Below are 23,792 nucleotides of genomic sequence, written 5' to 3' on the forward strand. Positions count from 1 at the left end.
CGGATGACCGTTTGCGATTGGAAGGGATTCCCGACCTACCGGGTGCGTGGTCGTAGGTCGGCAATCCTTTGCCGACGAACCCGTTGGCCCAACTGCACCGTCGGGAAGGGGTTCCCGACCTACTCGGCAGTGCCCGTACAGTAGGTATGAAAATGCTCTAGTAGTTCATCACGATGAATGAGATGGATAAAGCCGCTTGAGTTTTTCACGGGCATCGGTCACGGAGAAGCGCCAGTCGATGGTGGCTTGCGTGGCGTTCCGATCCGCTTCCCAGGCGGCGATTTCGCGCTTGAGCATGTCCTCGTCCGGAATGCGCCGATCCAGGCATTGCCGCTGCAATACGCTCAACTCGATTTCGGCCATATTGAGCCAACTCCCATGTTTGGGCGTGTAATGAAACTCCAGCTTGGTCAGAATCCGCCGCGCCTCGGCTGGGGGAACAGCGTCATAAAGCGAGGCCGGCTTGTGTGTATTGAGATTGTCCAGGACCACGCGGATCTTCTCGGCCTCCGGATAACGCTCCTCCACCAGCCATCTCATCTGTTGCGCAAACTCCAGCATCGTCCGCTGGTGGGTGACCTCCAGATGGCGCCAGCCGGTCTGCGGTTCGAGAAAGAGGAACAGATTGCGGGTACGCCGGCGTTCATACTCATAGTCATAACGTTCAGGCTGCCCCGGCTCAGCCGGCCAGGGCCGACGCGTCTCCTGGATGAGTTGTTTGTTCGTTTCATCGAAGTTGACCTTGGGCCGCTTGGGATCATAGGGTTCGGCGTAAAGGTCCAGGACATCCTCCATCGAAGCGACATACTCGGCGCTGACCTCCGGGATACACCACTGCCGTTTCAACCACGGCTTGAGTTCGTTTTTTTCAGCAGCCGACGGACCGACTCATAGGAATAGGACTCGGCCAATCCGAGGGCAACAACCCGGTCGGCCAAGAGTTGCAGCATCCAGTGTTGACGCCCTTCCGGCGCCGCGCTGCACGCTTCTGCGATCAACCGGGCTTGGGCTTTCTCATCCAGCTTGGGCCTTTGACCCGGGCGCGGACATTCCCGGAGCGCCTCAAGTCCGCACTCGACAAAGCGTCGGCGCGTGCGTTCGACCGTCGCCCGCCCAACCGTCAGCGTTTCGGCGATCCGCTCGTCGGGCCAGCCCTCGGCGGCTTTGAGTAAAATCCGCGCGCGGGTCAGTTGACGCGTCGCCGTCGTGCCTCCGCGCAGTAACTGTTCCAAGTGCTCATGTTCGGCGTCACTGAGCCTGACCAGATAGATTTTTTGGGGCATCGCTGATCTCCTTCACAGGAATGAAAGGATCAGACTCGGATCGCACTAAGAATATCCATCACCGCCAGCGTGACCGACTACTAGTGCTTAATTGCAAAAATAAACGATGCATAAATCTCACATAAAAAAATGATTTTGCTTAAATTTTTGTATTTACTGATTAGTGCAATTAAGCACTAGCGTGCTTTCATCGCTGATGTACGCTCGAAAAGGAAGCTGCCTTCGGCAGCAAGTGAGTTTGAAGCGGGTCTCGCCCCGCCGGCGAGTTACTTTTGCAAACCCTATCCCTGAGGTTTGCCCTTCTTCGGGCCAGCCTTTGGTTGTCCAAACTCGCTCCCGGCGAGTTTGTCTTTGCTTGCCCATCCAAAGTAACCCAAAGACAAATCGGCCGGGAGCCGATTTGAACGCGCGAAGCGCGCCCGCAAGGTTCGCACCAGGGAAGGTGCGAATCAGCGGGCACCCGAATGGCGCGCTGATCCTGTACGTCGCCGGCTTAAGCCGGGGACGACAGAAGGCACTTCCGTGAGCCTCTGTCGCCGCACGCGATCCCTCGCGTGCCCCTTCGGGCGGTTCCGACTCAAGCCGGCGATGCTCGGGCGCGCCACACAGGACGATTCAGCAATGCCGTACATCTAATTAGAAAATGCTCTAAATTCCGGCAACCGAGCTGGCCCTGCCCGAACACTACGTCGTCCGGCGATCGGCCGAGGGTAACGGGCGATGTCCCGCAACCCCGACCCGATTGCCATCGAAAGATCGCTCGATGACCGTTATTCGTGCGCCAAAGGCTTATCCGTGAACAAGTAATCGCGGAGCTCCTTGGAAAAGGTGGGGTCCTTCCGGCGAATCCATTCCAGAAGCATGGAAGCATGCTCCTTTTCCTCGTCCCGGTTGTGGGCCAACAGGGCTTTCAACTCGGGGTCCTTGCAGGCATCGACCCGCTGGTTGTACCAGTCGACGGCTTCCAGCTCTTCCTTCAATGATTCGATGGCCCGGTGCATATCCAGGGTTTCGTTCGACAGATCGGATGCGGGTTCTTGATATGGCATGAAATGCTCCTCTATGGATTGAAACGTTGGCATGATCGATCCGGCGTCCGATGTTTCCAAAAGACGCCGAATCAGGGTAAGACAATGATTTCCGTCCAGTCCAGCCGTATTGCCGATTTCAAAGCTGGCGCATGAAGGCCACGAGGTCCTTTTTCTCCTGGTCATTGAGCTTCAGCGTGAGGACGAGGTTGAAAAACTCGACGGTATCCTCCAGCGTCATCAACCGTCCGTCGTGCAAGTACGGCGGCGACTCCTTGATGCCGCGCAGCGGGAAGGTTTTTATCGGGCCGTCGCTCGCCGCCATCCGGCCGTTGATGAGGCGCGGCTTGTAGAAGCGCTCGGTCTTGAGGTTGTGCATCAGGTTGTCCGTGTAGTACGGCGGAACATGGCAGACGCCACACCGGGCCTTGCCGAAGAAGAGGTCCTGTCCGCGCAGCTCGGCCTCGGTCGCCTTGCCGGGATCAAGCTTGCCGAACACGTCCAGCTTGGGCGCCGGCGGGAAATCCAGAAGCTCCTGGAACTCCGCCATGAAGTGCACCTGGCTTCCCCTTTCGAGAACGTTCACGCCTTTCTTCTGGGCGATCACGGGATCGCCGTCGAAATACGCCGCGCGCTGCTCGAACTCGGTGAAATCCTCGACAGTCTTGAGCGCCCGCTGCGAACCGAACAGGCGCTGAACGTTCACGCCGCGGAGACTAGGCGTGTCGATGCGGTGACGGAATTCCTGAGGACGAATGTCGCCGACCAGGTGCGTCGCGGCGTTGGTATGGCCGTTGGCATGGCAATCGAAGCAAGCCACGCCGAGGGAAGGTTTCTCGGAGCGCCGGTCCTCGGTCGCGTTGAACTGCTGCTGCGGAAAAGGCGTGACCAAAAGCCTTAAGCCTTCCAGTTGCTTGGGATTGAGGATGCCGTTGAAGAGTTCGTAGTAGTTGGAAGGCGTGACCAATTTACCCTGGGAAACATCCCCCAGATCAGGCCGGGTGGTCAGAAATATGGCCGGCGGAAACTCGGGCTGGAAGTGCTCGGGGAGGTCGAAGTCCAGGTCGAAGCGGGTGAGATCGCGTCCGTCCTGATCTTTGACGGCCTTCAACAGGTCCTCGGGAAAAACCATTCCGCCTTCCGGATGACTGGGGTGAGGCAGCGGCAGAAAGCCCTGCGGAAACAGGTCTTTCGCCTTGATGTCCTCGGGGCTCATGGCCGCCAGCTTGTCCCAGCTCATGCCCTTGGGCAGCTTCACCCGTATGCCCTCCTGGACGGGCTTACCGCGGAACATCGCCACGCCTTCCGCCGGCCGGTCGCCGAGATCATAGCGTTCGCCGAGCAAATTCATGTGCCGCTTCATCACCTTCGGCTTTTCCGTTTTCATCCGTTTCAGGATGGATTGAAAGTCTTCCTTGACGGCCACCGGCGAATAGCTGGAGGGTTTCTCTTCGGCCGTGGCAGGCAGGTTCGATCCGGCGATGAGGAGCGCGAGGCTCGCCATCATCAGTCCGGTCGTTGCGAGAGGTTTCTGTTTCATCGTCGTAACTCCTCGGGTGTGGCCGGAGTAGCGAAGCGTGTTATCGTTGCGGTACGCATAAACCGGGCCGTGGGCTTTCTTGAAAAGCTCGCCGTCCCGTCGAATCCGCCTCCTTGCGGAAGACGGCTGCCCCATGCCTGGGGCGCTTTAAGGTCAAAACACGCGCGAGAGCGATTTATTCCATGCACTGCGGACCATCGGATGAGCAATTTCGCCGACGGCCCTGAGGGGTTCAACCGCGCGGCCCTGGAACACCTGTACGCGCTGTACGGTTACGCCGTGAGCCTCACGCACCACCGGAGCGACGCGGAAGACCTGGTGCACGACACTTATGTTCGCGCCGTCGAAAACCGGCAGCGGCTGGCCGAGGGCAGCGGCCTCAAGGGCTGGCTGTTCATCATCATGCGCCGTCTCTGGCTCAATCGGCTGCGCCACGCGCGGAGCGGCCCTCAATTCGCCCCGCTCGATATCGAACCGGTCGAGGAATTCAGCCATGGATTAAACGACGACCCTGAGGTGTTATTCCTTCGAGAGGCCGAAAGACGGGCGGTACGCGCCGCGCTCGACGGTCTGCCCGTGGAATTCCGGGAAATCGTCGTGCTGCGCGACCTGGAAGAGTTCAGCTATCGGGAGATCGCCGAAATCCTCGATTGCCCGGTAGGCACGGTGATGTCCCGCCTTTTCCGCGCCCGCGAGAAATTGAAAAGCCTATTGGTCGAACAGCCGAGCCCCGTTCGGGTGAAAGCCGTGCCGGATGGTTCCCGATGATGCAATGTGACGAGTGCCGAGCCCAAATCGTTTTTTATCTGGACGATGAATTGAGCGGAAACGATCGGTCCGCCTTCGAATCGCATGTGGAACGCTGCGCCGCCTGCCGCGAAATGCTGGATCGGGAAAAGCGCCTTTTCGACCGCGTTCGGAGCGTGCGCCCGCTCCACCAGGCTCCCCCTGCCCTGCGGAAACGGGTGGAAACGCTGCTCGCCGAAACCGTGCCCGCCAGCGGCGGATCGAAACGGGAAGCCCCGCCGGTTCCCGAAGCCAAAGGGAGAGGCCGCCGGGGACTGGCTCGCCGCTTCGTCGCCTGGGCCGCCGCCGTCGTCATCGGGCTCTCGGGGCTTTGGGCCGTGCTGCAAATAGATTGGCCCGAATTCCGCGGCCACTCTTCCGAGTTTGCGCAGCTCGCCGTGGACGCTCATCAACGGTATCTAAGGGACGCGCTGCCGCTCGAACTCATAACGGAAAATCCCGACGAAGTGTCCGCATGGTTCGAGAACAAGGTCCCGTTTCGGTTGGTATTGCCGAGCTATCAGGAAACCTCGGGACAGAAGAAGATCTATAGCCTCAAGGGGGCGCGGCTGATCGGGTTCGACAACGGCTACGCCGCCTACGTGGCTTACGAGATGACGTCGATACCAATCAGCCTGGTGGTCACCTCCGGCGATGCCGCCACGCCTTCCGGCGGCGAACGGGTGGTCATGCGAGGCCTCGTGTTTCACCATCAGGCCATAGCCGGCTACAAGGTCATTACCTGGTCCGACCACGGCCTCACTTATGCGCTGGTGTCATCCCTGGCCGGACGCGGGGAGGAATCCTGCCGGGTGTGCCATGCTGGAGCCGCGAACGGGGAGTTGCTGGGAGTAGGCTTTTAGGGAGGCGTTTCGCGTCGGTCGAGTACGTTCTTCCGAACCCGCGCCGACAGACGGCTGCATTGCGCGGGTCGGTCATCGTAACGTCGCGAAGTTTTGGTCGGAAAATAGGAAAAGGCCACCATGATGGTGGTCAAAGGAAACATGAAGACGCAGGAAGAAGACTTTCGAATCATCCACGAACTACCCAACCGGATTCGGCTGCGGCTCGCCCGGCTGGCGCATCCCTGTTTCGCCGTCGAAGAGTTCGAAGGCCGTGTCTCGGATCTGGACGGAGTGAGGACGGTCCGGACCAATCGCCGAGCCCGTTCGCTGGTCGTGATGTATGACGGCGGCGCCGAAGTCCGCGCCGGCCTGCTGCATTGGCTCGCCGCCCTGCCTCCGAACGCCTTTCAGCACGAATGCGACCCCGATCTCTCCGCCCGAGTCGACCCTACCCCGCTCATCGTTTCGTCCCTCGCGCTCCTCTCGCTGCCCGTGCTGCCGGCTCCGCTCAAGGTCCTGGTCACCCTGGCTTCGATCAGCCCGACCCTGGTCAAGGGTATCCGAACCCTGCTGAGTCGCGGCGTCAAGGTGGAAGTGCTGGACGCTCTCGCGGTGAGCATCGCGGCGGGACAGGGCGGCTTTTTCACCGCGAATGCCACCCATCTGCTGATCCAGACCGGCGGCTATCTTGAGACCCGCGCCGAACGGCAAGCTCATCGCCTGCTCAAACAATTGTTGAAACGCCCGCCGGAACAGGCCTGGGTGGAACGGAACGGAGAACTCCGCCGGGTCGACGCTCGGGAGATCGGAGAAAACGAGCGGGTGGCGATCGGACCGGGCGATCCCGTTCCGGTGGACGGCCGGGTGGAACAGGGCTCGGCCCTGCTCGACCTGTCGTCGCTGACCGGCGAAAGCATGCCGGTACGAAAGGAGCAAGGCGACGAGGTGCTGGCCGGCGGCTTCGTCATGGAAGGCCGATTGGTGCTGCGGGCCACGCGGGTAGGCGAGGACACCGCGGCGGCGGGGCTGGGCCGCTATATCGAGGAATCCCTGCGCCGCCCGTCCGACACCCAGCGCCTGGCGGAAAGGCTGGGCGACCGCCTGGTATACCTGACCTTCACCCTGGGCGGACTGATCTTTGCCCTGACCCTGGACCCCAAGCGGGTGGCCTCGGTGTTTCTGATCGATTATTCCTGCGCCCTCAAGCTGGGCACGCCACTCGCTTTCATCTCGGGGATGCACGATGCCGCCGAGGCCGGCATCCTGTTCCGGGGCGCGCAGGCGCTGGAAAACCTGGCGGGCGCCGATACCGCCGTATTCGACAAGACCGGCACGCTCACCCACAGCCGGCTGGAAATCGCCGATGTCATTCCCCTGAAACCGGATCGCTCCGAGGAGCAGCTTCTGGCCCTGGTAGCTTCGTTGGAAGAACACACCCGGCATCCGTATGCCGAAGCCCTGGTGAAATATGCCGAAAGTCGGGGCTATCGCCATGTGGATCACGGCGCGGTCGAATTCGTGATTGCCCATGGGCTCCATACCGAGGTGAACGGACGGAAAGTTTTCGTGGGCAGCCGCCACTATCTGGAAGAACATGTCGGCATCGCCTTCGCTTCCCATGAGCCGGCTATAGCCGAGCGGTTGACGGAAGGCAAGACCTTGCTCTACGTGGCAGAGGACGACACCCTGATCGGGTTCGTCGCCCTGCGCGATCGGGTTCGCGAAGATGCCGGTCCCGTCCTGGCCCGGCTCAAGGACTTGGGAATCGATCAACAGATCATGCTGACCGGCGATGCCCGCCACCGGGCCGAAGCCCTGGCCGAAGAGCTGAGCATCGATCGGCTATACGCCGAGCAGTCGCCCGAAGACAAGTTGCGAGTCGTCGAAGCGCTGAAGGCGGCCGGCGGTAAAGTCGTGTTCGTCGGCGACGGCGTCAACGACGCTTCCGCGCTCGTCTCCGCCCATATCGGCGTTGCCATGCCGCGGGGAGCGCTCCTGTCCCGCGAAGCGGCCGACGTGATCCTGTTGCGGGACGACCTGGAGGGCCTGGCCCAAGCACGAGAGCTCGCAGTTCGCATCCGGGATCTCATCCACGGCAATTTCCGTCTGGACGTGGCCGTCAATTCTCTCCTGCTAGTGGCGGCAACCTTCGGATGGCTGCCGCCCGTGGCCGCCGCCCTGCTCCACAACGGCACCACGTTGGCGATCCTGACCCGGTCATTGAGAAGACGGGCCGTAGCAAGCACTCCAGACAAGAGTACCCTGGCTACCCGTTTTGCCGGCCATTGCGAAGAGGTTCGCGAGGCCGGCTAGAGCCGCTTATGAAAGTCGTTCTGCGTCTCGCTCTAAAGAAGCTCTGATCAAGTCCATCGACAGGCTCAGGGACTGCGTGATGCCGAACGTTCGAGGGCGGCATGGCATAAGCGAGCCCGCCCCCGACGTAGCTCCAGGCGAAGGCATCGGTGACGTTCTGCACCGAGAGCTGCTCGCTGCGCCAGACCGAGACGACCTGCCGCTCGAAACGGTAGGGACGGGCGATCTCGAAAAGGGCTAGTCCTGCGTCGACCTGCTCCCCGCTCCAGCGGATGCCGATCTCCGTTTCGGTCGATACGGTGGCGGGCTGGATCAGGGACGGCATCTCGGAGGTCGGCGACGCAAATCTTATTTCTCTCCGTCTGATCGACAGTGCCGGGCCTTGCACTTTTTCCACCAAATGACCATACCGGTAACGACGAGCACCGAAAGCACCAAACCCGAACCGCAAATAATCATCCGGCCCGCGAGTCCGAAGGCGCGACCGGAATGCAGCGGGAACTGCCAGTCCATGAAACGGTCGCCCCCCGTGCGTCCGGCTCGTTCGTCGATATGGCGCGCGACGCCGGTTTGGGCATCGACGTAAACCTTGGTTTGCCCGTAATCGGCGATGTCGTCCTCACCCCGAAGTCTGACCCGGTAGAGGCCGAAGTCGGGCGCAAAGCCGACATCGTCGGGCCTGAAGCCCGGGCCGTACCGCTGTGGCGATGCGAATCGCATCTTCGAAACCGAGTAGCGGGTTTTCGAGCGGCACGGCCGGTCTCCGCGCGACGTCGCCATATGCGGGAGTGAGCGGCGACACCCATGCGACCGCCGCCTTGAAAGGCTCACGCAGATTGAACGACAGCCCGGAGAGTGACACTGTGAAGAGGACGATCCAGGCGTAAAGGCCACCGGCGCGGTGCAGATCGAAATTGAGTCGGTGGCCGCCCGCTCGCCAGCGGAGACGGAAGGACTTGTGCCAGGTCTTCAGGCTGGGGAAGTTAGCCTCGGGTTCACCGTGAGTTGATCGGGACCCGCCATTTTGACTGATGACAGGCAAGGCATGCCGGATGACGCACCGCGCCGAACGAACTCATAAACAAGGCTATGCCGCCGACGCAAATCAATGGCGAGTGTGTAATAGGTGGCGCAAGCAGGATCAGGGTGTGGTCTGGTTGCGAACCCTAGGAGAAATGCGGACTGGCGTTTGGGATATTCCGTCTCAGTTCCGCGGACGCAGTTGACTCGGCGGGATGCCGAATTGACGCCGGAATGCCGTGGCGAAGTTGGCGGCACTGGTGTAACCGGTTCGGTGCGCAGCCTCGTTCACGCTGATCCCTTCGCGTTCCAGCGCGATGCGCGCAACGTCCAGCAGCCGGCGCCGCTGGTAAGCGAAAACGCTCATGCCGGTATAAGCACGGAAGTAACGCTGCAAGGTGCTGGGGCTCATGCCGATGCGATCGGCCAAGGCTTGCAGCGACCAGCCGTCGCCCTCGCCGCTGTCCAGGAACTCGCGAAACTGCGCCAGGCGCCGCCGCTCGCGCGGCCGCATCGTGCAGGCCGACATCGGCTCGCTGCCGGAGAGCGCGCCGAGTCCTTCGGCAATGATTTCCAGGCAGCGGCTTTCCAAGTAAAGACGCATCAGCGGCGGCATGCCTAAGCGCAGTTCGATCAGATCGGCCGCCAAGGCCAAGAGGCGCGGGGTCAAGCGCCAGTGCCGCGCGGCCAGATGCGTGCCGCGAAACCGGATCAGACCGGGATGGGCAGAGAGCGCTTCTTCGTTGTCCGCAAGCCATTGGCTGGCGAGCATGAGGCTCACCACGCGACGGCACGCGCCGCGGCGCAACCGGCGGGCGAACCCTTCCGGCCGGGTCAGCGCGAGGGCCAGCCCTTCGCGGCGCGACCGTGCATCGCCGCCGCCTTGATGGCCCAATTGAAAACAGCATCCGCCATAGGACACGTCGGCCTCGCCGGTTAGCGGCAACACCAGCAGCAGCCCAGGTTGTAGCGTGCCCCTGACCTCCAGATTCTGCTCGTCGCGAACGTCGGCGGTGTATACCGTCAAGCCCGGACGCACCCTCAGTTCCCGCACTCGGCCGGTGACGACGGGAACGCCACCCAATCCAACCACGCCCTCTGCGCCGGCCGGTGTATCCAGCCCCGGCCTCGAAAGTTCCGCGCACTCGACCGTACGTCGTGAAATCGTGAGTTCTCTATTCATCGGCTGATTCCGGAAAAACTTTCCACGGATCGCATCGATTGCGACCCGAACGGCTGACAAAGAAATTTGCCTCTGCCGCAAACGCGGCAACTGGCGTCGGACCGGATAATATCGCCTCCATCACGCGAATACAAATCATTCTCATTTGGGGGGCTGGAATATGAAGAATAAGATCTCCGCCGCGTCGGCTGTCTCGATCCGGCTGGCGGTATTGCTCGCGGCGGCCGGCAGCGTACGGGCGGAAACCGGAAAGCCGGCGGCCGACGATGCCGTGGTGCTGGGCACGGTCAATGTATCGGGGGTTGCGGCGCCGGATGATGTCATAGAAGTCGAGGATACGCCGTCCACGTCGATCAAGGACGTGTTCGAGAAGAACGTCTCGGTGGGTGTCGGCGGACCGACCGCGTTTTCGCAGAGAGTGTTCGTCAACGGTATCGAGGAAACCAACCTCAACGTGCAGATCGACGGGGCGCGGCAGGCGAACAATCTCTGGCATCACAACACCAATCTGTTGATCGATCCCAACATGCTGAAGTCGGTGGGCGTCGACGCGGGCGTGGCGGCGGCCGACGCCGGCCCGGGCACGCTCGGCGGTTCACTGCGCTACGAAACCAGGGATGTCGACGATTTTCTGCCTGCCGGGCGAAACTTCGGTGCATTCCTCGGCGGCAGTTTCGCCAGCAATCTCAGTGCCTTCACCGAGTCCGGGGCGGCTTACGCTCGTGGCCACGGTTTCGAGGCGCTGGGCTATGCCTCCCACATCGAAGGCAAGGATTACGATGCCGGCGACGGCGAACGGGTGCGGGGCACCGGCGCCAACCAGATCAGCGCTCTGGGCAAGGTGGCCTACACGAGCGAGGGTGGACATCGAATCGAAGCCTCGGGCCAGCATATGGTGGACGACGGCATCCGCCCCTTCCGGGCGAACTTCTCCTCGGCGCGCGGGCAGGCGATCTATAGCGAGAACACGTTCAAACGCACCACGGCCAATCTCAAGTACAGCACCCGGATGCCGGGCGAACTCTACGACCCGGAAATCCGGTTTTATTACAACGACACCTCGCTTTCCCGTCCGAGCCCAACCGGCGGTTTCCGCCCCGGCTATTTCAATTCCGCCATCGAGAGTTTCGGCATGACCGCCCTGAACCGGTTCAGGACACCGCTGGGCGAACTCACGGCGGGTATCGACTATTACAACGACCGTGCGACGACCGACAACTTCAGGGATGCCGTGTTCGTCGAGACGTCCACCAACCTCGGCGGTTTCGCGCAACTCCGCAGCCGACCTCTGGATTGGGTGACGCTATCCACCGGTCTTCGCATCGATTCCCAGGAACTGGAATCGGTCGACCGGAAACGTTTCGAGAACACCGGCGCCAGTCCCAATGTCTCGCTGAGCCTGGCCGTCGCGCCGGGACTGACCCTGAAAGGCGGGTATGCCTACGTGTTCGGCGGCATTCCGCTTTCCGAGGCTGCCCTCTTCCACACCATGCCTTACTCCTCGTATTCCGACGACCTCGATCCGATGCGGTCGACCAACGCCAAGGTCGGGCTGAACTACACCATCGACGGATTCTGGGTGGAAGGCGAGGTGTTCTCGACCCGGATCCAGAACACGCCGATGTACGAGGAAGGTCCGGGCGTATTCAAGCGCATCAACGGCCCCGCGCTGAAAACCGAAGGATTCAATCTCGGCGCGGGTTATCAGATCGAGAACGCCGAGTTCGGCGCGCACTATACCCAGACGGAAGTGGAATTCGACCGCAGTCCGCTCGACACGACGGCTTTCTATCTCGGCTCGCCGGTCGGGGAAATCATCAAGCTGCACGGCGCTTACGCCTGGCCGGAAGCCGGCGTCAAGGTCGGCATGACGTCCGAGATCGCGATGCAATACGAGTACCCCAGGGATTCCGGCTTTCTCGATCTGGCGGGCTATCAGACCTACAACGTTTTCGCCCAGTGGCAGCCCTCGTTCTATCGCGGGCTTACCGTGCGCGCCGAGGTCAACAACCTGACCAACACCGACTACGTGGACCGCTACACCGCCGGTTCCTCCGCCAGCTTCATCGTCCCGCTGAAAAACCCGGGACGCAGTTTCCTGGTTTCCACCCGCATCGAGTTTTGAGGTGCCTATGCATAACGAGACACAGCCCCATCTCCCGACGCACGATGACGAAGACTCGTCGGAGGCGTTATCCGCGGATGCCCTGTTGCGCGCTTACGGCAAAGAATCCAGCTTCTTTTTCGCGTCGCCCGGCGCCACCTGGCTGGGGCGGGGAATCCTGGCGAGTCTGCCGATTCGCGCCGGCGCATCCCTGGACGACGCTCTGCCCCGGCTGTTCGGGCAAGCGCGAGACCGTGGCGTGCAACGGCCGATCGTGGTGGGAGCGCTGCCGTTCGATCCCGAAGCCGCGCCGATACTCTACATCCCCGAACGGCTCGAACGCGCCGGCCGGCTGCGGCATACGCAGCCGGCGGCCACAGAGTCCGCGCTGAGCGGCTGCACGACCAACGAATTTCCGCCGCCGGCTGCCTATGCCGCCGGCGTGCGGGAAGCGCTCACGCTCATGCGGGAAACGGCTCTGAAGAAAGTGGTGCTGTCGAGAACGCTCGATGTCGTCGGCGAGTGCGACATCGACCAGGCTCGACTGCTGCGCAATCTCGCTTGCCGTAATCCGGCCGGCTATACGTTCGCCGTCAATCTGCCGCCCACGTTACGCGGATTCACGCCGCGCCGTCTGATCGGCGCCAGCCCCGAACTCCTGGTCAGGCGCACCGGCGCGAGAGTACTCGCCAATCCCATCGCCGGTACCGCGCCGCGCAGCGCCGATCCCGACGAGGACCGGGCGCGCGCGGAAGCGCTGCTCCGCTCCGCCAAGGACCGGCACGAACATGCGCTGGTGGTCGAAGCGGTGGTGGACGCTCTAAGACCGTACTGCCGGATCATCGACTGCCCGCCTGCGCCCGAGCTGATCAGCACGGCCAGATTGTGGCATCTCTCGACGCGGGTTCGGGGCGAGCTGCGCGATCCCGCCGCGACCGCGATCGAACTCGCGCGGGCGTTACATCCAACACCGGCGGTCTGCGGCGAACCGCGCGCTCTGGCGCGGCAGGCGATCGGCCGGCTCGAACACTTCTCCCGCGGTTTGTTCACCGGGCTGGTGGGCTGGTGCGATGCCGAGGGCGACGGCGAATGGGCAGTAACGATACGCTGCGCGGAAGTCGAAGGCGGCCGCGCCCGCCTCTACGCCGGGGCCGGCATCGTGCCGGACTCCGATCCCTGGCTCGAGGTCGCGGAGACCGCGGCCAAGTTCCGCACCCTGCTCGACGCCCTGACGGGAGGGAACGCATGAGCGGCGCCGATTTCACGCCCTGGCCGGAAGATCTCGCCCGCGAATACCGCGAGCGCGGCTGGTGGCGCGGTCAAACGCTCGGCGCCTTCTTGCGCGAACTCGCGGAGCGCCACGGCGAGCGGACGGCCTTGGTCTGCGGCGAGCGGCGCTGGTCGTATCGGGAGCTGGACCGGCGCGCGGATCGCCTTGCCGCGGGACTTCTGGCCCTCGGCCTCGTGCCGGGCGAACGGGTGGTCGTGCAATTACCGAATATCGCGGAATTCTTCGCCGTCTGCTTCGCCTGCTTCCGGCTCGGCCTGATTCCGGTGCTGGCCCTGCCGGGCCACAGGCGCGCCGAGATCGGCGCGTTCTGCGAAGTGGCAGAAGCCTCGGCTTACGTGATCGCCGACCGTCACGAGGGCTACGATTACCGGAATCTCGCGCGCGAAGTCCTCGCTCTGGCGCCGAGTCTGCGCCATGTCATCGTGGCGGGCGAAGCCGCTGAATTCACGTCGCTGGACAGCTTGTACGCCGAGCCGCGAGCACTGCCCGACCCCGACGCCGGCGTGATCGCTCTATTGCAGCTTTCGGGCGGCAGCACCGGCACCCCGAAGCTGATCCCCCGCACCCACGACGATTATCTCTACAGCGTGCGCGCCAGCGTCGACATCTGCCGCTTCGACGCCGATACCGCCTTTCTGGCGGCACTACCGGTGGCCCACAACTTTCCGCTGAGCTCGCCGGGCACGCTCGGCACGCTGCATGCGGGCGGCCGCATCGTGTTGCTGCCGCGGCCCGATCCCGCCGCCGCATTTGCGCTGATCGCCGCCGAATCGGTCACCCACGTGGCCCTGGTTCCCGCGCTGCTGCTGGTCTGGCTGGAAGCCGTGCGCGGCCAGCGTCCGACACTGGACAGCCTGCGTCTGGTGCAAGTGGGCGGCGCCAGCCTGGCGCCGGAGGTGGCTCGGCGGGTACGGCCGACCTTCGGCTGCACGCTGCAACAAGTGTTCGGCATGGCGGAAGGACTGGTCAACTACACGCGCCTGGACGACGACGAAGCCGTCGTCATGGAAACCCAGGGCCGACCGATCTCCCCCGGCGACGAAATCCGCATCGTCGACGACGAGGACCTCGACCTGCCCGAGTGCGAAACCGGGCACCTCCTGACCCGCGGCCCCTACACCATCCGCGGCTACTGGCGCGCCGACGAGTACAACCGGCTTGCCTTTACCGGCGACGGCTTCTACCGTACAGGCGACCTCGTACGGCGCCGCCCCGACGGCAATCTTCAAGTGATGGGGCGGGCCAAGGACCAGATCAACCGTGCGGGCGAGAAGATCGCCGCCGAGGAAGTCGAGCGGTATCTGCTGAGCCATCCGCAGGTACGCAACGCCGCGCTGGTTTCGATCCCGGATGCCTGGCTCGGCGAACGCAGCTGCGCTTTCGTCGAGCTGGCCGGGACCGCCACGGAGCCACCGGCTCGGCTCGCGCTGGATCTCAAGCTGCATCTGCGCGATCGCTGCGGCCTGGCGATCCACAAGATTCCGGACCGATTCGAATTCGTCGATCATCTTCCACTCACCGCGCCGGGCAAGGTCGCCAAGCAGCAGCTGCGACTCATGGCCGGCGCCACGAAGAGGAGCACGTCATGAGCATTCCCCGCATCGCCCCGTATGAGATACCGCACGAGTTCCCCGAAGGCAAGGTCGCCTGGCGGATCGAGCCGACGCGCGCCGCACTGCTGGTGCACGATCTGCAGCAATACTTCCTGGATTTCTACGATCCGACGCAGCCGCCCGTCCCGGAGCTTCTGGACCGCTGCGCCCGCCTGATCGCCGCGGCCCGAACGACCGGCATTCCGGTGTTCTACACCGCGCAGCCCGGCGGGCAGGCGCCCGAGGACCGCGCCTTGCTGAACGATTTCTGGGGCGACGGCATTCCCGACCGGCCCGAATCGACGCGCATTGTGGACGCGGTTACGCCCCAGCCCGGCGACACCGTGCTGACCAAATGCCGCTACAGCGCGTTCAAGCGCTCCGACCTGGAAGCGCGGCTGCGCGGAATGGGCCGCGACCAGTTGCTGATCTGCGGGGTGTACGCCCACATCGGCTGCCTGATGACCGCGGCGGAAGCCTTCATGCTCGACATCCAGCCCTTTCTGATCGGCGACGCGCTCGCCGATTTCTCGCGCGAGGATCACGAGCAGGCGCTGCACTACGCCGCTGGCCGTTGCGCGCGGGTTTGCGGGACCGAGGACGCCGTGCGGGCGCTGACCGGCGAGGAACTCACCCTGGAATCGCTCAGGGTCGAGATCGCCGAGCAAATGGGAATCGACCCCGGCCTACTTGGCGATCACGACGATCTGCTCCTCATGGGGCTGGATTCGGTGAACCTCATGATGCTGATGGAACGCTGGCGTCAGCGCGGCTGGCACGCGGAATTCGCCGATCTGGTGACGATGCCGACGCTGGCAGCCTGGCATATCCTCCTCGGCTCCGCGCCCGGCACGGCCCGGGCAGCGGCATGACGGCCGTGGGCGGCGCCTCGCCGCTGACCCAGGCTCAACTCGGCGTACTTCTCGGGCAGCAACTCGCGGGCGACGACAGCGTCTTTCACGCCGCGGAATGCACGGAACTGGAAGGCCCGTTCGATCCCGTCCTGTTCGAACGGGCGGTGCACGCGACCTTGTGCGAAGCGACATCCCTGCACGTCCGCATCGTCAAGCACGACGGCGGCTACGAGCAGCAGCGCATCGCGCCGCGCCTCCCCGCCCTCGCGGTCGAAACCGTCGAAAGGTACTCCGACAGCGATTTCGCCACCGAGCTCTCGGCGCAACTGATCCGGCCTTTCGATCCCGAGACGGGGTACCTCTACGACCACCGTCTCTACCGCCGCGCCCCGGATCGCCATGTCTGGCTGCACCGAGCCCATCACCTGCTGCTGGACGGCTACGGTTTTCAACTCATCGCGCGCCGCGTCGCCGCGCATTACGGCGCGCTGGTGTCGGGCGAGACCGCGCCGCCGGCCGTGTTCGGCGATCTCGGCCCGGTGGTGGAGGCCGACGGGGCTTACCAGGATTCGCCGGATCGGGAAACCGATCGGCGATTCTGGCTCGATACGCTGGCGGGACTGTCGCCCAAATCCTTGTGCCCAAATACGGTCACCGGCATAGGCCGAGGCCGGCGCATCGGCGGCGAGCTACCCGCGCCAACCGTCGCTCGCCTAAAAACGCGCGCGCCGGAACTCAATCTGAGCTGGCCCGAACTCCTGATCGCCGGATTCGCTGCTTTTCTCGCCGTGCACGGTCATGGCCGCGACGTGGTACTGGGCATGACAAACATGATGCGGCACAGCGGAACGGTGGCGCGCACGCCATGCAGCGCGATGAACGTGATGCCGCTGCCTGTGCTGAACGCAGAAAAGCAATCGCTGGCCGCCATTGCCGAAGCCGTGCGTCGGGATCTGCCGCGACTACGCCAACATCAGCGCTACCGCTTCGAGCATCTGGAATTCGACCTCGAAAGAGCCGGCTACCCCCACGGCCTGCTCGGCACCGAGATCAACATCATGCCCTTCGAACCGCCAAACCGGTTCGGCCCTTGCCGCGCCCACACCCGGACCCTCGCGGCCGGACCGGTGGAAGACCTGGCGGCGGTCTTCATGGCCCGCGGCAATGCGATCGTCCTCGACCTCGACGGCCGACCGGAAAACTACGACGACGTGACGCTTCGAATCCACTGGCAGCGGATCGCCGCCTTCCTCGCGCGGGCGCTGGACCGCCCCAGGGCGCCAGTCGTCGACTTGGCGGCTTGAATTCTGGGCTTTACTCCCCGGTTAGGCTGGCCAGAGCGTGTCCGTCTCGCTCCTATGGCAAAACAGGCTTGGCGAAAGTCGTCGGCGCCTTCGGTTCGAGCGAATTGCTTCAGCCATTTGTAGGTCGGCAATCCTTTGCCGACGAAAACGCACTGAAGACAAAACGCTACCGGGCCAAACGGGTCCGACGCTGCTACATCCCCAAGGAAAACGGCGGCGAACGCCCGCTGGGGATCCCCGCTCTGGAAGACCAGTGGGTGCAGCTCGCCTGCGCCAAGCTGTTGGGCGCCATCTACGAGCAGGACTTCCTGCCCGTCAGTTATGGCTACCGTCCCGGGCGAGGGGCCAAGGATGCGGTTGGCGATCTCGGGTTCAACCTTCAATACGGCAAGATTGGACACGGGGTGGAGGCCGACATCAAAGGCTTCTTCGACACCATCGATCACGACTGGCGACTGGAAATGTTGAGCCTGCGGATCGACGACCGGGCTTTTCTCAACCTCATCCGTAAATGGCTGAAGGCGGGCATACTGGACACCGACGGGCAGGTACTGCACCCGGTGACCGGGACCCCGCAAGGCGGCATCGTGTCGCCGATACCGGGACGATTCAGTGTGCCTTCAAGTGGCTCAATCGTCGGGGTGGGAAGCGGAGCAGCTTTAACTGGGCTCAGTTCAGCGCAGCGCTGGAGAAGTTAAACGTGGTTTTGCCCCGGACAACCGAGAAGCGGCGCGAGCCTGTGGCCTTTGTATAACAACGCGCTCGTCGCGAAGGCGAGTACAACCGAGGAACCGGATGCGGAAAATCGCACGTCCGGGTCTGTGCGGGGGGCGCCCGGTAACGGGCGTTCCTACCGCGAGAGCTCTTGAGTACAAAAAGCACACAATGTGCTACACTCTGCTCATGAAACCCATCACATGGAACCCAGAGAAGAACAAGCTTCTCCAAGAGGAAAGGAACATCTCGTTCGAGGATGTGGTTTTGCACATCTCGATTGGAGGCATCCTGGATACGTTCGAGCATCCGAATCAGGAACGGTATCCGGGCCAGCAGATTCATGTGATTGAAATAGAGGGGTACGCCTATCTCGTGCCCTTTGTAGAATCGGAAGATGAAGTTTTTCTGAAAACGATCATTCCGAGCCGGAAAGCGACCAAAACCTATTTGAGAGGTCCGAAATGAGCAGGCTGGATAAAGAAGAGCAGGAAATTCTGGACGCGTTCGATGCTGGGGAGTTACAGCGGGCACCAGATATTGAGGATCGAAGAGCTCGGCATCAACAGTACGCCGAGGCCATGTTCAAGAGAGATGCCCGCATCAACATAAGGCTTTCTTCCAAGGACCTTCGTGGGCTGCAGAAGAAAGCGCTGGCTGAGGGTATTCCCTACCAAACGCTTGTTGCCAGTATCCTCCACAAATATGTCGAAGGCCGCTTGCATGAGGATCGGTAGCTAACCAGGCCATGCACCGGATGCCAAAACCTCCGCTTCGCTGCGGCTTTGTCACCGGTGATGGCTGGCGTTAGCTGCCTGCTTGAATCGAGATCGGAGAAACGATGAACGACATAATTGTAAAGGAAGACGTTAGAGTGGTTCTCAGGTCAGTGTAGGGCATAACCACAAGAGGTGAACCAGTTTCGAGCATCGAGAGGGGTAATCGTTGCCAGAGCGGCGGCGAGAGCCTCATCCAAGGCTTCGCGGGTGCGGGCCTTGGCGGCGCGCAAGGCGGTCTTGATTTTCGATCAACAGGGCTCGATCGGCGAGAAATCGGGCGAGTAGGGCGAGAGGTAGAGGACCTTGGCCCCCTTCGCTTCGATCGCCTCGCGGACCCCCGCCACCTTGTGGGCGCTGAGATTGTCCATGACCACGACATCTCCCTCGGCCAAGGTCGGGGCCAGCACCTGCCGGACATAGGCGAGGAAAACGGGCCCGTCGGTTGCGCCCTCAATGCTCATGACGGCACCGATGCCCCGACAGGACAAGGCACCGATGACACTCACATGGGGGCCGGGGTTGAACGGCACCGTATCTTCCCCCCGGATCCCTGGAGCGGCTCGGCCGTAGCGCCGGGTCAGGCCGAGGTGAATGCCGGATTCGTCGATGACATGCAGGCAGCCCACGGGCAACGCGGAGACTTCGGCGCGGTAGTCCTGCCGGGCTTGCTTCACCCGGTCCGTCTCATGCTCAGTCGCGTGAAGAGTCTTTTTTTTCAGGGCAAGTTCAGGCGTTGCACCACCCGGCCCAGCGTCTCGCGGAGTTCGTCCAAGGTAAGGTCGGGCTGTTGTTCCAGGCACTGGCGAATCAGCCGCTCGTCGGTCTCGTCCAGGCAGCGCGGAGGACCCCCGGCATGGGGTCGTGGCGCCAGCGTCCCGGTCGTATGCTGCCGCTGCAACAAGCGTTCGACAAAGGCGAGGCTAACACCGAACAAATCCGCTACGGTGCGTTGGGAGCCCACGCCCCGATCAAGGGCGGCGATGATTTTCTGCCGCAAATCTAAGGAATAAGGAGTCATCTCCTTCTGATTCACCCAATCTGGGCAAGTTCCCGCCACCCATACGAGAATTGCTCTAATGCCAGAGGTCGTGTGGCAGCTTCAGCATCGTGGGTTGGTTCGTGCCCCAGGCCAGGTATTCGGCTTCGCACCTCACCCAGCGCTTGTGGGGAAGATCGCACCGGAAACTGCAATGGTGCTAGTGCTTAATCGCGCTAATCAGCGAATACAAAAACCCACATATAATCAATTTGTTATATTGGATTTTTGCATCGTTTATTTTTGCAATTAAGCACTAGATGCAGTGGTATGGCATAGCATAGCATCTGTTCCCAATTACTAGACACATCACCCAAAGCCTAACTATCGGCTCCAAGCGACGCACAAAAGCGCGTCGCCTTTATTGTTCTTTCAGGCTGCAGGAGCAGCGCTTTTATGCGCGCCTGAGCCGAAGCGTTGGGCAGAAGCATGAAGCGAGTAAACAAGCTATGAAAACTCAGTACTACGCGGCCACAAGTCTTGACGGCTTCATCGCAACTGAAGATGACTCGCTGGACTGGCTTTTCCCCCCCCTCGGGGATTTGAACAACTCCAGTTTTCCAGAGTTCATCGCGGATGTGGGTGCATTGGCCATGGGGTCGGCAACTTATGAATGGATGGTGCGCAATGCAGATAAGATTGCTGCTGAGGCTGGCTCGAAGTGGCCATATACTCAGCCAGCTTGGATATTTTCCACTCGCAAGCTTCCAGTAATCGCAGGCGCGGACATTCAATTCGTCAATGGAGATGTGTGTCGGCGGGTGGTGCCTCGAAATGCACCCTCTGCCGGCCGACGGGGCCAGACACCACTTGCATGGGCCCCGTGGCATCGTCGCGCCAGCCGCCGACCTTGATCCTGGAAAGGCCGGAGTAGCCGGTTGGAAACAGCGCGGCATGCCAGCCGAACAGGCGCTCCCGCGACACCGGTGCCTGGCAGTTGGCAGTGGCATCGAGCACCATCTCGACCATGCCTTCGACGTGCCGATCGACGGGGGCCAGGGCGCCGATGTCCACGCCCAGCCTACGGGCGATGCTTGAGCGAACGGATTCGGCATTGAGCGGCTCACCCTCGATCTCGCTGGTCTTGACCACGTCTTCGGTGAGCGCAGCAAGGCGCGCCTGATCGCGCAGCGCCATACCCACGTCGGCCAGGCGCCCCAACAGGTTTCCTTGGGCGCGACTGACCTCCGCCATAGGACTGGCCAGTGCCGCCAAATCGTAACGCCAGTTCGGCCAATCGCCGGTCTGCCAGATGTATTGATAATCGCCGCTAGTCATGCGGATATTATGGATCGCAATCTCCGCATCGACCAGCCATTTACCGCAAAATATGCGGCGATAGAGGCGCCATTCGCCGCATGCCAGGCGAATAGTCACTCTGCGCAAAAAGAGGGGGCAGGTCTTGTAATCACGTATGCTGGAATACAAGACCTTACCCTATTGCCATCCGGGACGGGTTGAATCGTACGTCCGTGACAAGTGCCGCAACCGCACCAAATGAAAGCGCAAAGCACCGCCTGAGTGCAGGCTTGGCATTCAGATGATTCGACATGGGCGATTCCGACACTAACGTAGAGCCAGCCGAATTGTCGTGGCGTATGCGGTTTGGCACCGGGTTAGGCGGCGGATGGCGCCGAATCTCGGTGTGGCCATATCGGTGGTGCGTAAATTGCTTGCCGATTGGAATTTCCTTTCAAAATCCCTTCCAGATGAGATATCCCAGTGGTGTTCACTTCAAACCCTGCCACGAGCGCTGTGAGCTCCACATCGGCATCGACCGGTGAAGTCCCAGCGTCAACTCGCGGCCCCGTGACCGCGAAGTGCCCGGAGACGGCTTATGCATGACAGCCCGCGGCCTGCGGATAAAGAGGAATGGGTCATCTGGAACGGCTCTTCCGGACTCGCCGTGATGGCGACGATTGGCCGGGTCGAGGTCGGCGCGAGCGGCAGAAGTGCCTGGATGGATCCGCCCTTCGAGATGTTGGGTCCGTTTAACCTCGACGAGCTCGAGACACGCGGTCGGATTGCCTTCGCTGCTTGTATCGTTATGTCGCGCCAGAGATGGCAAGAGGATCAAGTGGAGTTGCGGCGGGAGTCTTACGAAACCCGCCGTGCGGCGCAGGAGCGACTTTACGAAAAACATGCGCGATTCAACAATGGTCGGAGGAGGCGCCGAACCCTCCGCCAGCAACTCGACGAGCGGCAGCACCGAGAGACATTGAATCTTCCGATCGACGGGAAGCTTGAGCCCTCCCAGATCAAAGCTGCTTATCGGCGGCTCGCCCAGAAGGCGCATCCCGACGTCGGTGGCAGCCACGAACAGTTTCTTCGAATTACGGAAGCGCGCAACGCGCTGCTCGAGCGCATTTCGTAAGCGATGGCTCCATCCCGAAGGGTGCCGGGCAGGACAGCCCGGCATGAATCCAGCCGCCAAGGATGGCATGGGGCGGATCCCATCCTTGTGCCCTGGATGCCGGCATTTCCTGCCGGCATGACGGCCTAACTTAACGGCATTGGCTATTCCGCGCTATACCTTATTTCCAATCCAGCTTATCGCTCCAGGTCAAATTGTCTTCAACCCAATACGAGAAATTCCTCTTGTTTTCACCGGCTGCCGGCTTGAGGTCGAGGACGAACAGGGCGCGGCCGACGCTGCGGCGGCGATAGCTCGGCTGGGTCCACTTCAGGAGCTTGATGAACCAGTGGCCGGAATTCTTCTCCACGATCTGGTCGCGCCAGGTGCCGAAATTGATGTAGGTGTAGTTCTGTCCCGGGGCGATATCCGGTTCTTCCTGCAGCGGATTGTGGGTATGGCCTTCGCCGTGAATGTGAAATCCGTAGATGCGATTTTCCGGCAGGAAAGCCGGGAATGTTTTCATTTCTTCGAAAGTGACCGCCTCTACCCGGTGGTGAGTGCGGAACCAGGCGAGGATTTTCATGAACCACTCGATCGCCTTGAGTTCCAGCGTCCGGTGCAACTTGCTCGCGATCCATAACCACCCGCGCAGAAATTTGAGGCCGATACGCCGTTTCCGGGGGGAGCTTTCATAAGTAAAGTCCCAGTTCAGCCACTGGAACACACAGTCTTGCAGAAGTTTTTCGATGGTGCGGGCGATATCGGGCCGTTCCTTGAGCTTGCGGGTTTCTTCGATGATGCGCGAAACCGAGAGATAGCTCGGCCGGTACAGATCGAGTTCGTCCAGGACCCGTTCCAGACGGCTCACGCCTTCGCTCTTCGCTTCCGACAAGGCTATCCGTCGCCGGTCCTCCTCGGCCAAAGCGCGTTTCGCTTTCCAGATGAACCCGGACAGGACGCCCGCCGCCACCGTGTCGCCGAAGCAGGGATCGGTGAACGGCCGATAGCGGAGGCGCTTCCAGGTTTCGATTTGCCAGCCTTTCTCGATGGTCCATTCGGGCAGTGCTCGAGAATTGTCGCCGTCGCGCCACTGGCCGTGGGTTACGAATAGGCGGAAGCCGAGGTCCGCGTAGTAGAACGGAAACCAGGGAGCGCTGTCGGGATTCATGAACTGGTTTTCGTCGCCGTACATCCGTCCGACCTTCAGGCGATAATCCGCCGGGATGTCTTTCAGCGTCCAGCCCAGGCAGTCTTCGTAAAAGAGTTTGAGCGCTCCGGGAACGGCCAGGATTTCCTTGTCGTGATTGCCGAGCAATACCAGGACGTCGACCTTTTTCACCCCATTGTTTTCAAGCGATTTCGGCAGCTCCTGCAGCATTTGGAAGAACCGGCAATGGCCGCCGGCATGCCCGCAGTGCTGCTCGACGATGCCTTGAACGATGGTCGTCACGATTTCGGGAAACGCCGGATGATCGCGTTCCCAAGGGTAGACGCCGCGCTCCGCCCAGTGCTTGGTACGGATCATGTCCACCACGTCGCCGTCCAGAACGAACACGAGTTCCTCGATGCGGCGGTCCTCGCACAGGAGAGTGATCTGGTCGAAGAAATCGTCCCAGTCGCCGCGGCTTTGCACGCCCACCGTTCCGTCGGTGAAATGCACGTCGCTGATGCAGACGCACATGCGGTTCGGCCGGTTCGGATCGCCGATATCGACGGTGTGAAAGAATTCGACGGTTTCGGATTGGTTCATCATTGTTGTTCCTC

The 23,792-nt window shown here is 61.9% G+C and carries 24 protein-coding genes; 12 read left to right on the forward strand and 12 right to left on the reverse strand.

From position 1 onward, the window contains the following. Window positions 1-168: 168 nt before the first annotated feature. From sS8_RS24200 to sS8_RS24210, 3 genes are all read right to left on the reverse strand, one after another. Window positions 169-1,283, reverse strand: a protein-coding gene (locus sS8_RS24200) for an IS630 family transposase (RefSeq protein WP_119632023.1) whose coding sequence is annotated in 2 segments (ribosomal slippage) — window positions 169-869 and window positions 869-1,283 — 1,116 coding nt in all. Because the reading frame shifts where the segments join, the coding sequence is not laid out codon by codon here. Window positions 1,284-2,053: 770 nt separating this feature from the next. Beyond that, the gene (locus sS8_RS24205; RefSeq protein WP_119632987.1) at window positions 2,054-2,332 is read right to left on the reverse strand and encodes an encapsulin-associated ferritin-like protein; all 279 of its coding nucleotides are present in this window, start codon (window positions 2,330-2,332) and stop codon (window positions 2,054-2,056) included. 118 nt (window positions 2,333-2,450) lie between these two features. Next, on the reverse strand, window positions 2,451-3,851 hold the full coding sequence (locus sS8_RS24210) for a cytochrome B6 (RefSeq protein ID WP_119632988.1): 1,401 nt from the start codon (window positions 3,849-3,851) through the stop codon (window positions 2,451-2,453). Between the two features lie 201 nt (window positions 3,852-4,052). Here sS8_RS24210 and sS8_RS24215 point away from each other — a divergent pair, with 201 nt between their 5' ends. The 3 genes from sS8_RS24215 to sS8_RS24225 all read left to right on the forward strand — a co-directional run bounded on the left by sS8_RS24215 (window position 4,053) and on the right by sS8_RS24225 (window position 7,795). Beyond that, a complete protein-coding gene (locus sS8_RS24215) occupies window positions 4,053-4,619 on the forward strand; it encodes an RNA polymerase sigma factor (RefSeq protein ID WP_119632024.1) in 567 nt (188 codons plus the stop codon). Beyond that, complete coding sequence (locus tag sS8_RS24220) at window positions 4,616-5,500, forward strand: anti-sigma factor (RefSeq protein WP_119632025.1); 885 nt, start codon at window positions 4,616-4,618, stop codon at window positions 5,498-5,500. Before sS8_RS24215 ends, sS8_RS24220 begins: the two co-directional genes overlap by 4 nt. Before the next feature lie 120 nt (window positions 5,501-5,620). Then, entirely contained in the window at window positions 5,621-7,795 is a 2,175-nt protein-coding gene (locus sS8_RS24225) for a heavy metal translocating P-type ATPase (RefSeq protein ID WP_119632026.1), read from the forward strand. On the opposite strand, the gene sS8_RS24230 is transcribed toward sS8_RS24225, so the two are convergent. From sS8_RS24230 to sS8_RS24245, 4 genes are all read right to left on the reverse strand, one after another. Then, complete coding sequence (locus sS8_RS24230) at window positions 7,749-8,120, reverse strand: hypothetical protein (RefSeq protein ID WP_119632027.1); 372 nt, start codon at window positions 8,118-8,120, stop codon at window positions 7,749-7,751. The two genes, sS8_RS24225 and sS8_RS24230, sit on opposite strands and share 47 nt — an antisense overlap. Before the next feature lie 23 nt (window positions 8,121-8,143). Further along, window positions 8,144-8,515, reverse strand: coding sequence for a PepSY-associated TM helix domain-containing protein (locus sS8_RS29670; RefSeq protein ID WP_170161240.1), 372 nt, complete (start codon window positions 8,513-8,515; stop codon window positions 8,144-8,146). Next, window positions 8,415-8,837, reverse strand: a complete 423-nt coding sequence (locus sS8_RS30100; RefSeq protein WP_170161241.1) for a PepSY domain-containing protein — start codon at window positions 8,835-8,837, stop codon at window positions 8,415-8,417. Before sS8_RS30100 ends, sS8_RS29670 begins: the two co-directional genes overlap by 101 nt. Window positions 8,838-8,999: 162 nt before the next feature. Further along, complete coding sequence (locus sS8_RS24245) at window positions 9,000-9,998, reverse strand: helix-turn-helix transcriptional regulator (protein WP_145986669.1); 999 nt, start codon at window positions 9,996-9,998, stop codon at window positions 9,000-9,002. A 160-nt stretch (window positions 9,999-10,158) separates the two neighbouring features. Between sS8_RS24245 and sS8_RS24250 the strand changes: the two genes are divergently transcribed. From sS8_RS24250 to sS8_RS24285, 8 genes are all read left to right on the forward strand, one after another. Beyond that, the gene (locus sS8_RS24250; RefSeq protein WP_119632031.1) at window positions 10,159-12,123 is read left to right on the forward strand and encodes a TonB-dependent receptor plug domain-containing protein; all 1,965 of its coding nucleotides are present in this window, start codon (window positions 10,159-10,161) and stop codon (window positions 12,121-12,123) included. Between the two features lie 7 nt (window positions 12,124-12,130). Further along, the gene (locus sS8_RS24255; protein ID WP_119632032.1) at window positions 12,131-13,351 is read left to right on the forward strand and encodes an isochorismate synthase; all 1,221 of its coding nucleotides are present in this window, start codon (window positions 12,131-12,133) and stop codon (window positions 13,349-13,351) included. Then, window positions 13,348-14,982: a (2,3-dihydroxybenzoyl)adenylate synthase gene (locus sS8_RS24260; RefSeq protein WP_119632033.1), complete on the forward strand. Its 1,635-nt coding sequence runs from the start codon at window positions 13,348-13,350 to the stop codon at window positions 14,980-14,982. Before sS8_RS24255 ends, sS8_RS24260 begins: the two co-directional genes overlap by 4 nt. Next, window positions 14,979-15,857, forward strand: coding sequence for an isochorismatase family protein (locus sS8_RS24265; protein WP_119632034.1), 879 nt, complete (start codon window positions 14,979-14,981; stop codon window positions 15,855-15,857). The genes sS8_RS24260 and sS8_RS24265 overlap by 4 nt, the downstream gene beginning before the upstream one ends. Next, complete coding sequence (locus tag sS8_RS24270; protein ID WP_119632035.1) at window positions 15,854-17,143, forward strand: condensation domain-containing protein; 1,290 nt, start codon at window positions 15,854-15,856, stop codon at window positions 17,141-17,143. The genes sS8_RS24265 and sS8_RS24270 overlap by 4 nt, the downstream gene beginning before the upstream one ends. 68 nt (window positions 17,144-17,211) lie before the next feature. Next, entirely contained in the window at window positions 17,212-17,841 is a 630-nt protein-coding gene (locus sS8_RS24275) for a reverse transcriptase domain-containing protein (protein ID WP_197716616.1), read from the forward strand. A gap of 97 nt (window positions 17,842-17,938) precedes the next feature. Next, on the forward strand, window positions 17,939-18,325 hold the full coding sequence (locus tag sS8_RS29410) for a BrnT family toxin (RefSeq protein WP_232020421.1): 387 nt from the start codon (window positions 17,939-17,941) through the stop codon (window positions 18,323-18,325). Continuing rightward, entirely contained in the window at window positions 18,322-18,594 is a 273-nt protein-coding gene (locus tag sS8_RS24285; RefSeq protein WP_119632036.1) for an antitoxin, read from the forward strand. The genes sS8_RS29410 and sS8_RS24285 overlap by 4 nt, the downstream gene beginning before the upstream one ends. 149 nt (window positions 18,595-18,743) lie before the next feature. Here the strand turns inward: sS8_RS24285 and sS8_RS29675 are convergent, their stop codons facing one another. The 4 genes from sS8_RS29675 to sS8_RS24305 all read right to left on the reverse strand — a co-directional run bounded on the left by sS8_RS29675 (window position 18,744) and on the right by sS8_RS24305 (window position 21,100). After that, a complete protein-coding gene (locus sS8_RS29675; protein WP_269461479.1) occupies window positions 18,744-18,866 on the reverse strand; it encodes a hypothetical protein in 123 nt (40 codons plus the stop codon). A gap of 18 nt (window positions 18,867-18,884) precedes the next feature. Next, entirely contained in the window at window positions 18,885-19,262 is a 378-nt protein-coding gene (locus sS8_RS24290; RefSeq protein ID WP_232020683.1) for a transposase, read from the reverse strand. An 89-nt stretch (window positions 19,263-19,351) separates the two neighbouring features. Next, window positions 19,352-19,654, reverse strand: coding sequence for an IS630 transposase-related protein (locus sS8_RS28365; RefSeq protein WP_170161243.1), 303 nt, complete (start codon window positions 19,652-19,654; stop codon window positions 19,352-19,354). Window positions 19,655-20,410: 756 nt separating this feature from the next. Beyond that, the gene (locus tag sS8_RS24305) at window positions 20,411-21,100 is read right to left on the reverse strand and encodes a DUF4172 domain-containing protein (RefSeq protein ID WP_197716617.1); all 690 of its coding nucleotides are present in this window, start codon (window positions 21,098-21,100) and stop codon (window positions 20,411-20,413) included. Between the two features lie 409 nt (window positions 21,101-21,509). On the opposite strand from sS8_RS24305, the gene sS8_RS24310 reads away from it, so the two are divergent. Next, window positions 21,510-22,046 (forward strand): DnaJ domain-containing protein, encoded by a 537-nt coding sequence (locus tag sS8_RS24310; protein ID WP_119632039.1) that lies wholly within the window; start codon window positions 21,510-21,512, stop codon window positions 22,044-22,046. A gap of 160 nt (window positions 22,047-22,206) precedes the next feature. Here sS8_RS24310 and sS8_RS24315 read toward each other — a convergent pair whose 3' ends face one another. Beyond that, window positions 22,207-23,781, reverse strand: a complete 1,575-nt coding sequence (locus tag sS8_RS24315; RefSeq protein WP_119632040.1) for a metallophosphoesterase — start codon at window positions 23,779-23,781, stop codon at window positions 22,207-22,209. Window positions 23,782-23,792: the final 11 nt, after the last annotated feature.

The sequence above is a fragment of the Methylocaldum marinum genome (assembly GCF_003584645.1).
GTDB lineage: Bacteria > Pseudomonadota > Gammaproteobacteria > Methylococcales > Methylococcaceae > Methylocaldum > Methylocaldum marinum.

Coding starts and splice junctions, on each gene's coding strand:
- sS8_RS24205 (WP_119632987.1), bottom strand. CDS start 2,332: ATGCCATATCAAGAACCCGCATCCGATCTGTCGAACGAAACCCTGGAT.
- sS8_RS24210 (WP_119632988.1), bottom strand. CDS start 3,851: ATGAAACAGAAACCTCTCGCAACGACCGGACTGATGATGGCGAGCCTC.
- sS8_RS24215 (WP_119632024.1), top strand. CDS start 4,053: ATGAGCAATTTCGCCGACGGCCCTGAGGGGTTCAACCGCGCGGCCCTG.
- sS8_RS24220 (WP_119632025.1), top strand. CDS start 4,616: ATGATGCAATGTGACGAGTGCCGAGCCCAAATCGTTTTTTATCTGGAC.
- sS8_RS24225 (WP_119632026.1), top strand. CDS start 5,621: ATGATGGTGGTCAAAGGAAACATGAAGACGCAGGAAGAAGACTTTCGA.
- sS8_RS24230 (WP_119632027.1), bottom strand. CDS start 8,120: ATGCCGTCCCTGATCCAGCCCGCCACCGTATCGACCGAAACGGAGATC.
- sS8_RS29670 (WP_170161240.1), bottom strand. CDS start 8,515: ATGCGATTCGCATCGCCACAGCGGTACGGCCCGGGCTTCAGGCCCGAC.
- sS8_RS24245 (WP_145986669.1), bottom strand. CDS start 9,998: ATGAATAGAGAACTCACGATTTCACGACGTACGGTCGAGTGCGCGGAA.
- sS8_RS24250 (WP_119632031.1), top strand. CDS start 10,159: ATGAAGAATAAGATCTCCGCCGCGTCGGCTGTCTCGATCCGGCTGGCG.
- sS8_RS24255 (WP_119632032.1), top strand. CDS start 12,131: ATGCATAACGAGACACAGCCCCATCTCCCGACGCACGATGACGAAGAC.
- sS8_RS24260 (WP_119632033.1), top strand. CDS start 13,348: ATGAGCGGCGCCGATTTCACGCCCTGGCCGGAAGATCTCGCCCGCGAA.
- sS8_RS24265 (WP_119632034.1), top strand. CDS start 14,979: ATGAGCATTCCCCGCATCGCCCCGTATGAGATACCGCACGAGTTCCCC.
- sS8_RS24270 (WP_119632035.1), top strand. CDS start 15,854: ATGACGGCCGTGGGCGGCGCCTCGCCGCTGACCCAGGCTCAACTCGGC.
- sS8_RS29410 (WP_232020421.1), top strand. CDS start 17,939: ATGCGGAAAATCGCACGTCCGGGTCTGTGCGGGGGGCGCCCGGTAACG.
- sS8_RS24285 (WP_119632036.1), top strand. CDS start 18,322: ATGAGCAGGCTGGATAAAGAAGAGCAGGAAATTCTGGACGCGTTCGAT.
- sS8_RS28365 (WP_170161243.1), bottom strand. CDS start 19,654: ATGACTCCTTATTCCTTAGATTTGCGGCAGAAAATCATCGCCGCCCTT.
- sS8_RS24310 (WP_119632039.1), top strand. CDS start 21,510: ATGCATGACAGCCCGCGGCCTGCGGATAAAGAGGAATGGGTCATCTGG.
- sS8_RS24315 (WP_119632040.1), bottom strand. CDS start 23,781: ATGATGAACCAATCCGAAACCGTCGAATTCTTTCACACCGTCGATATC.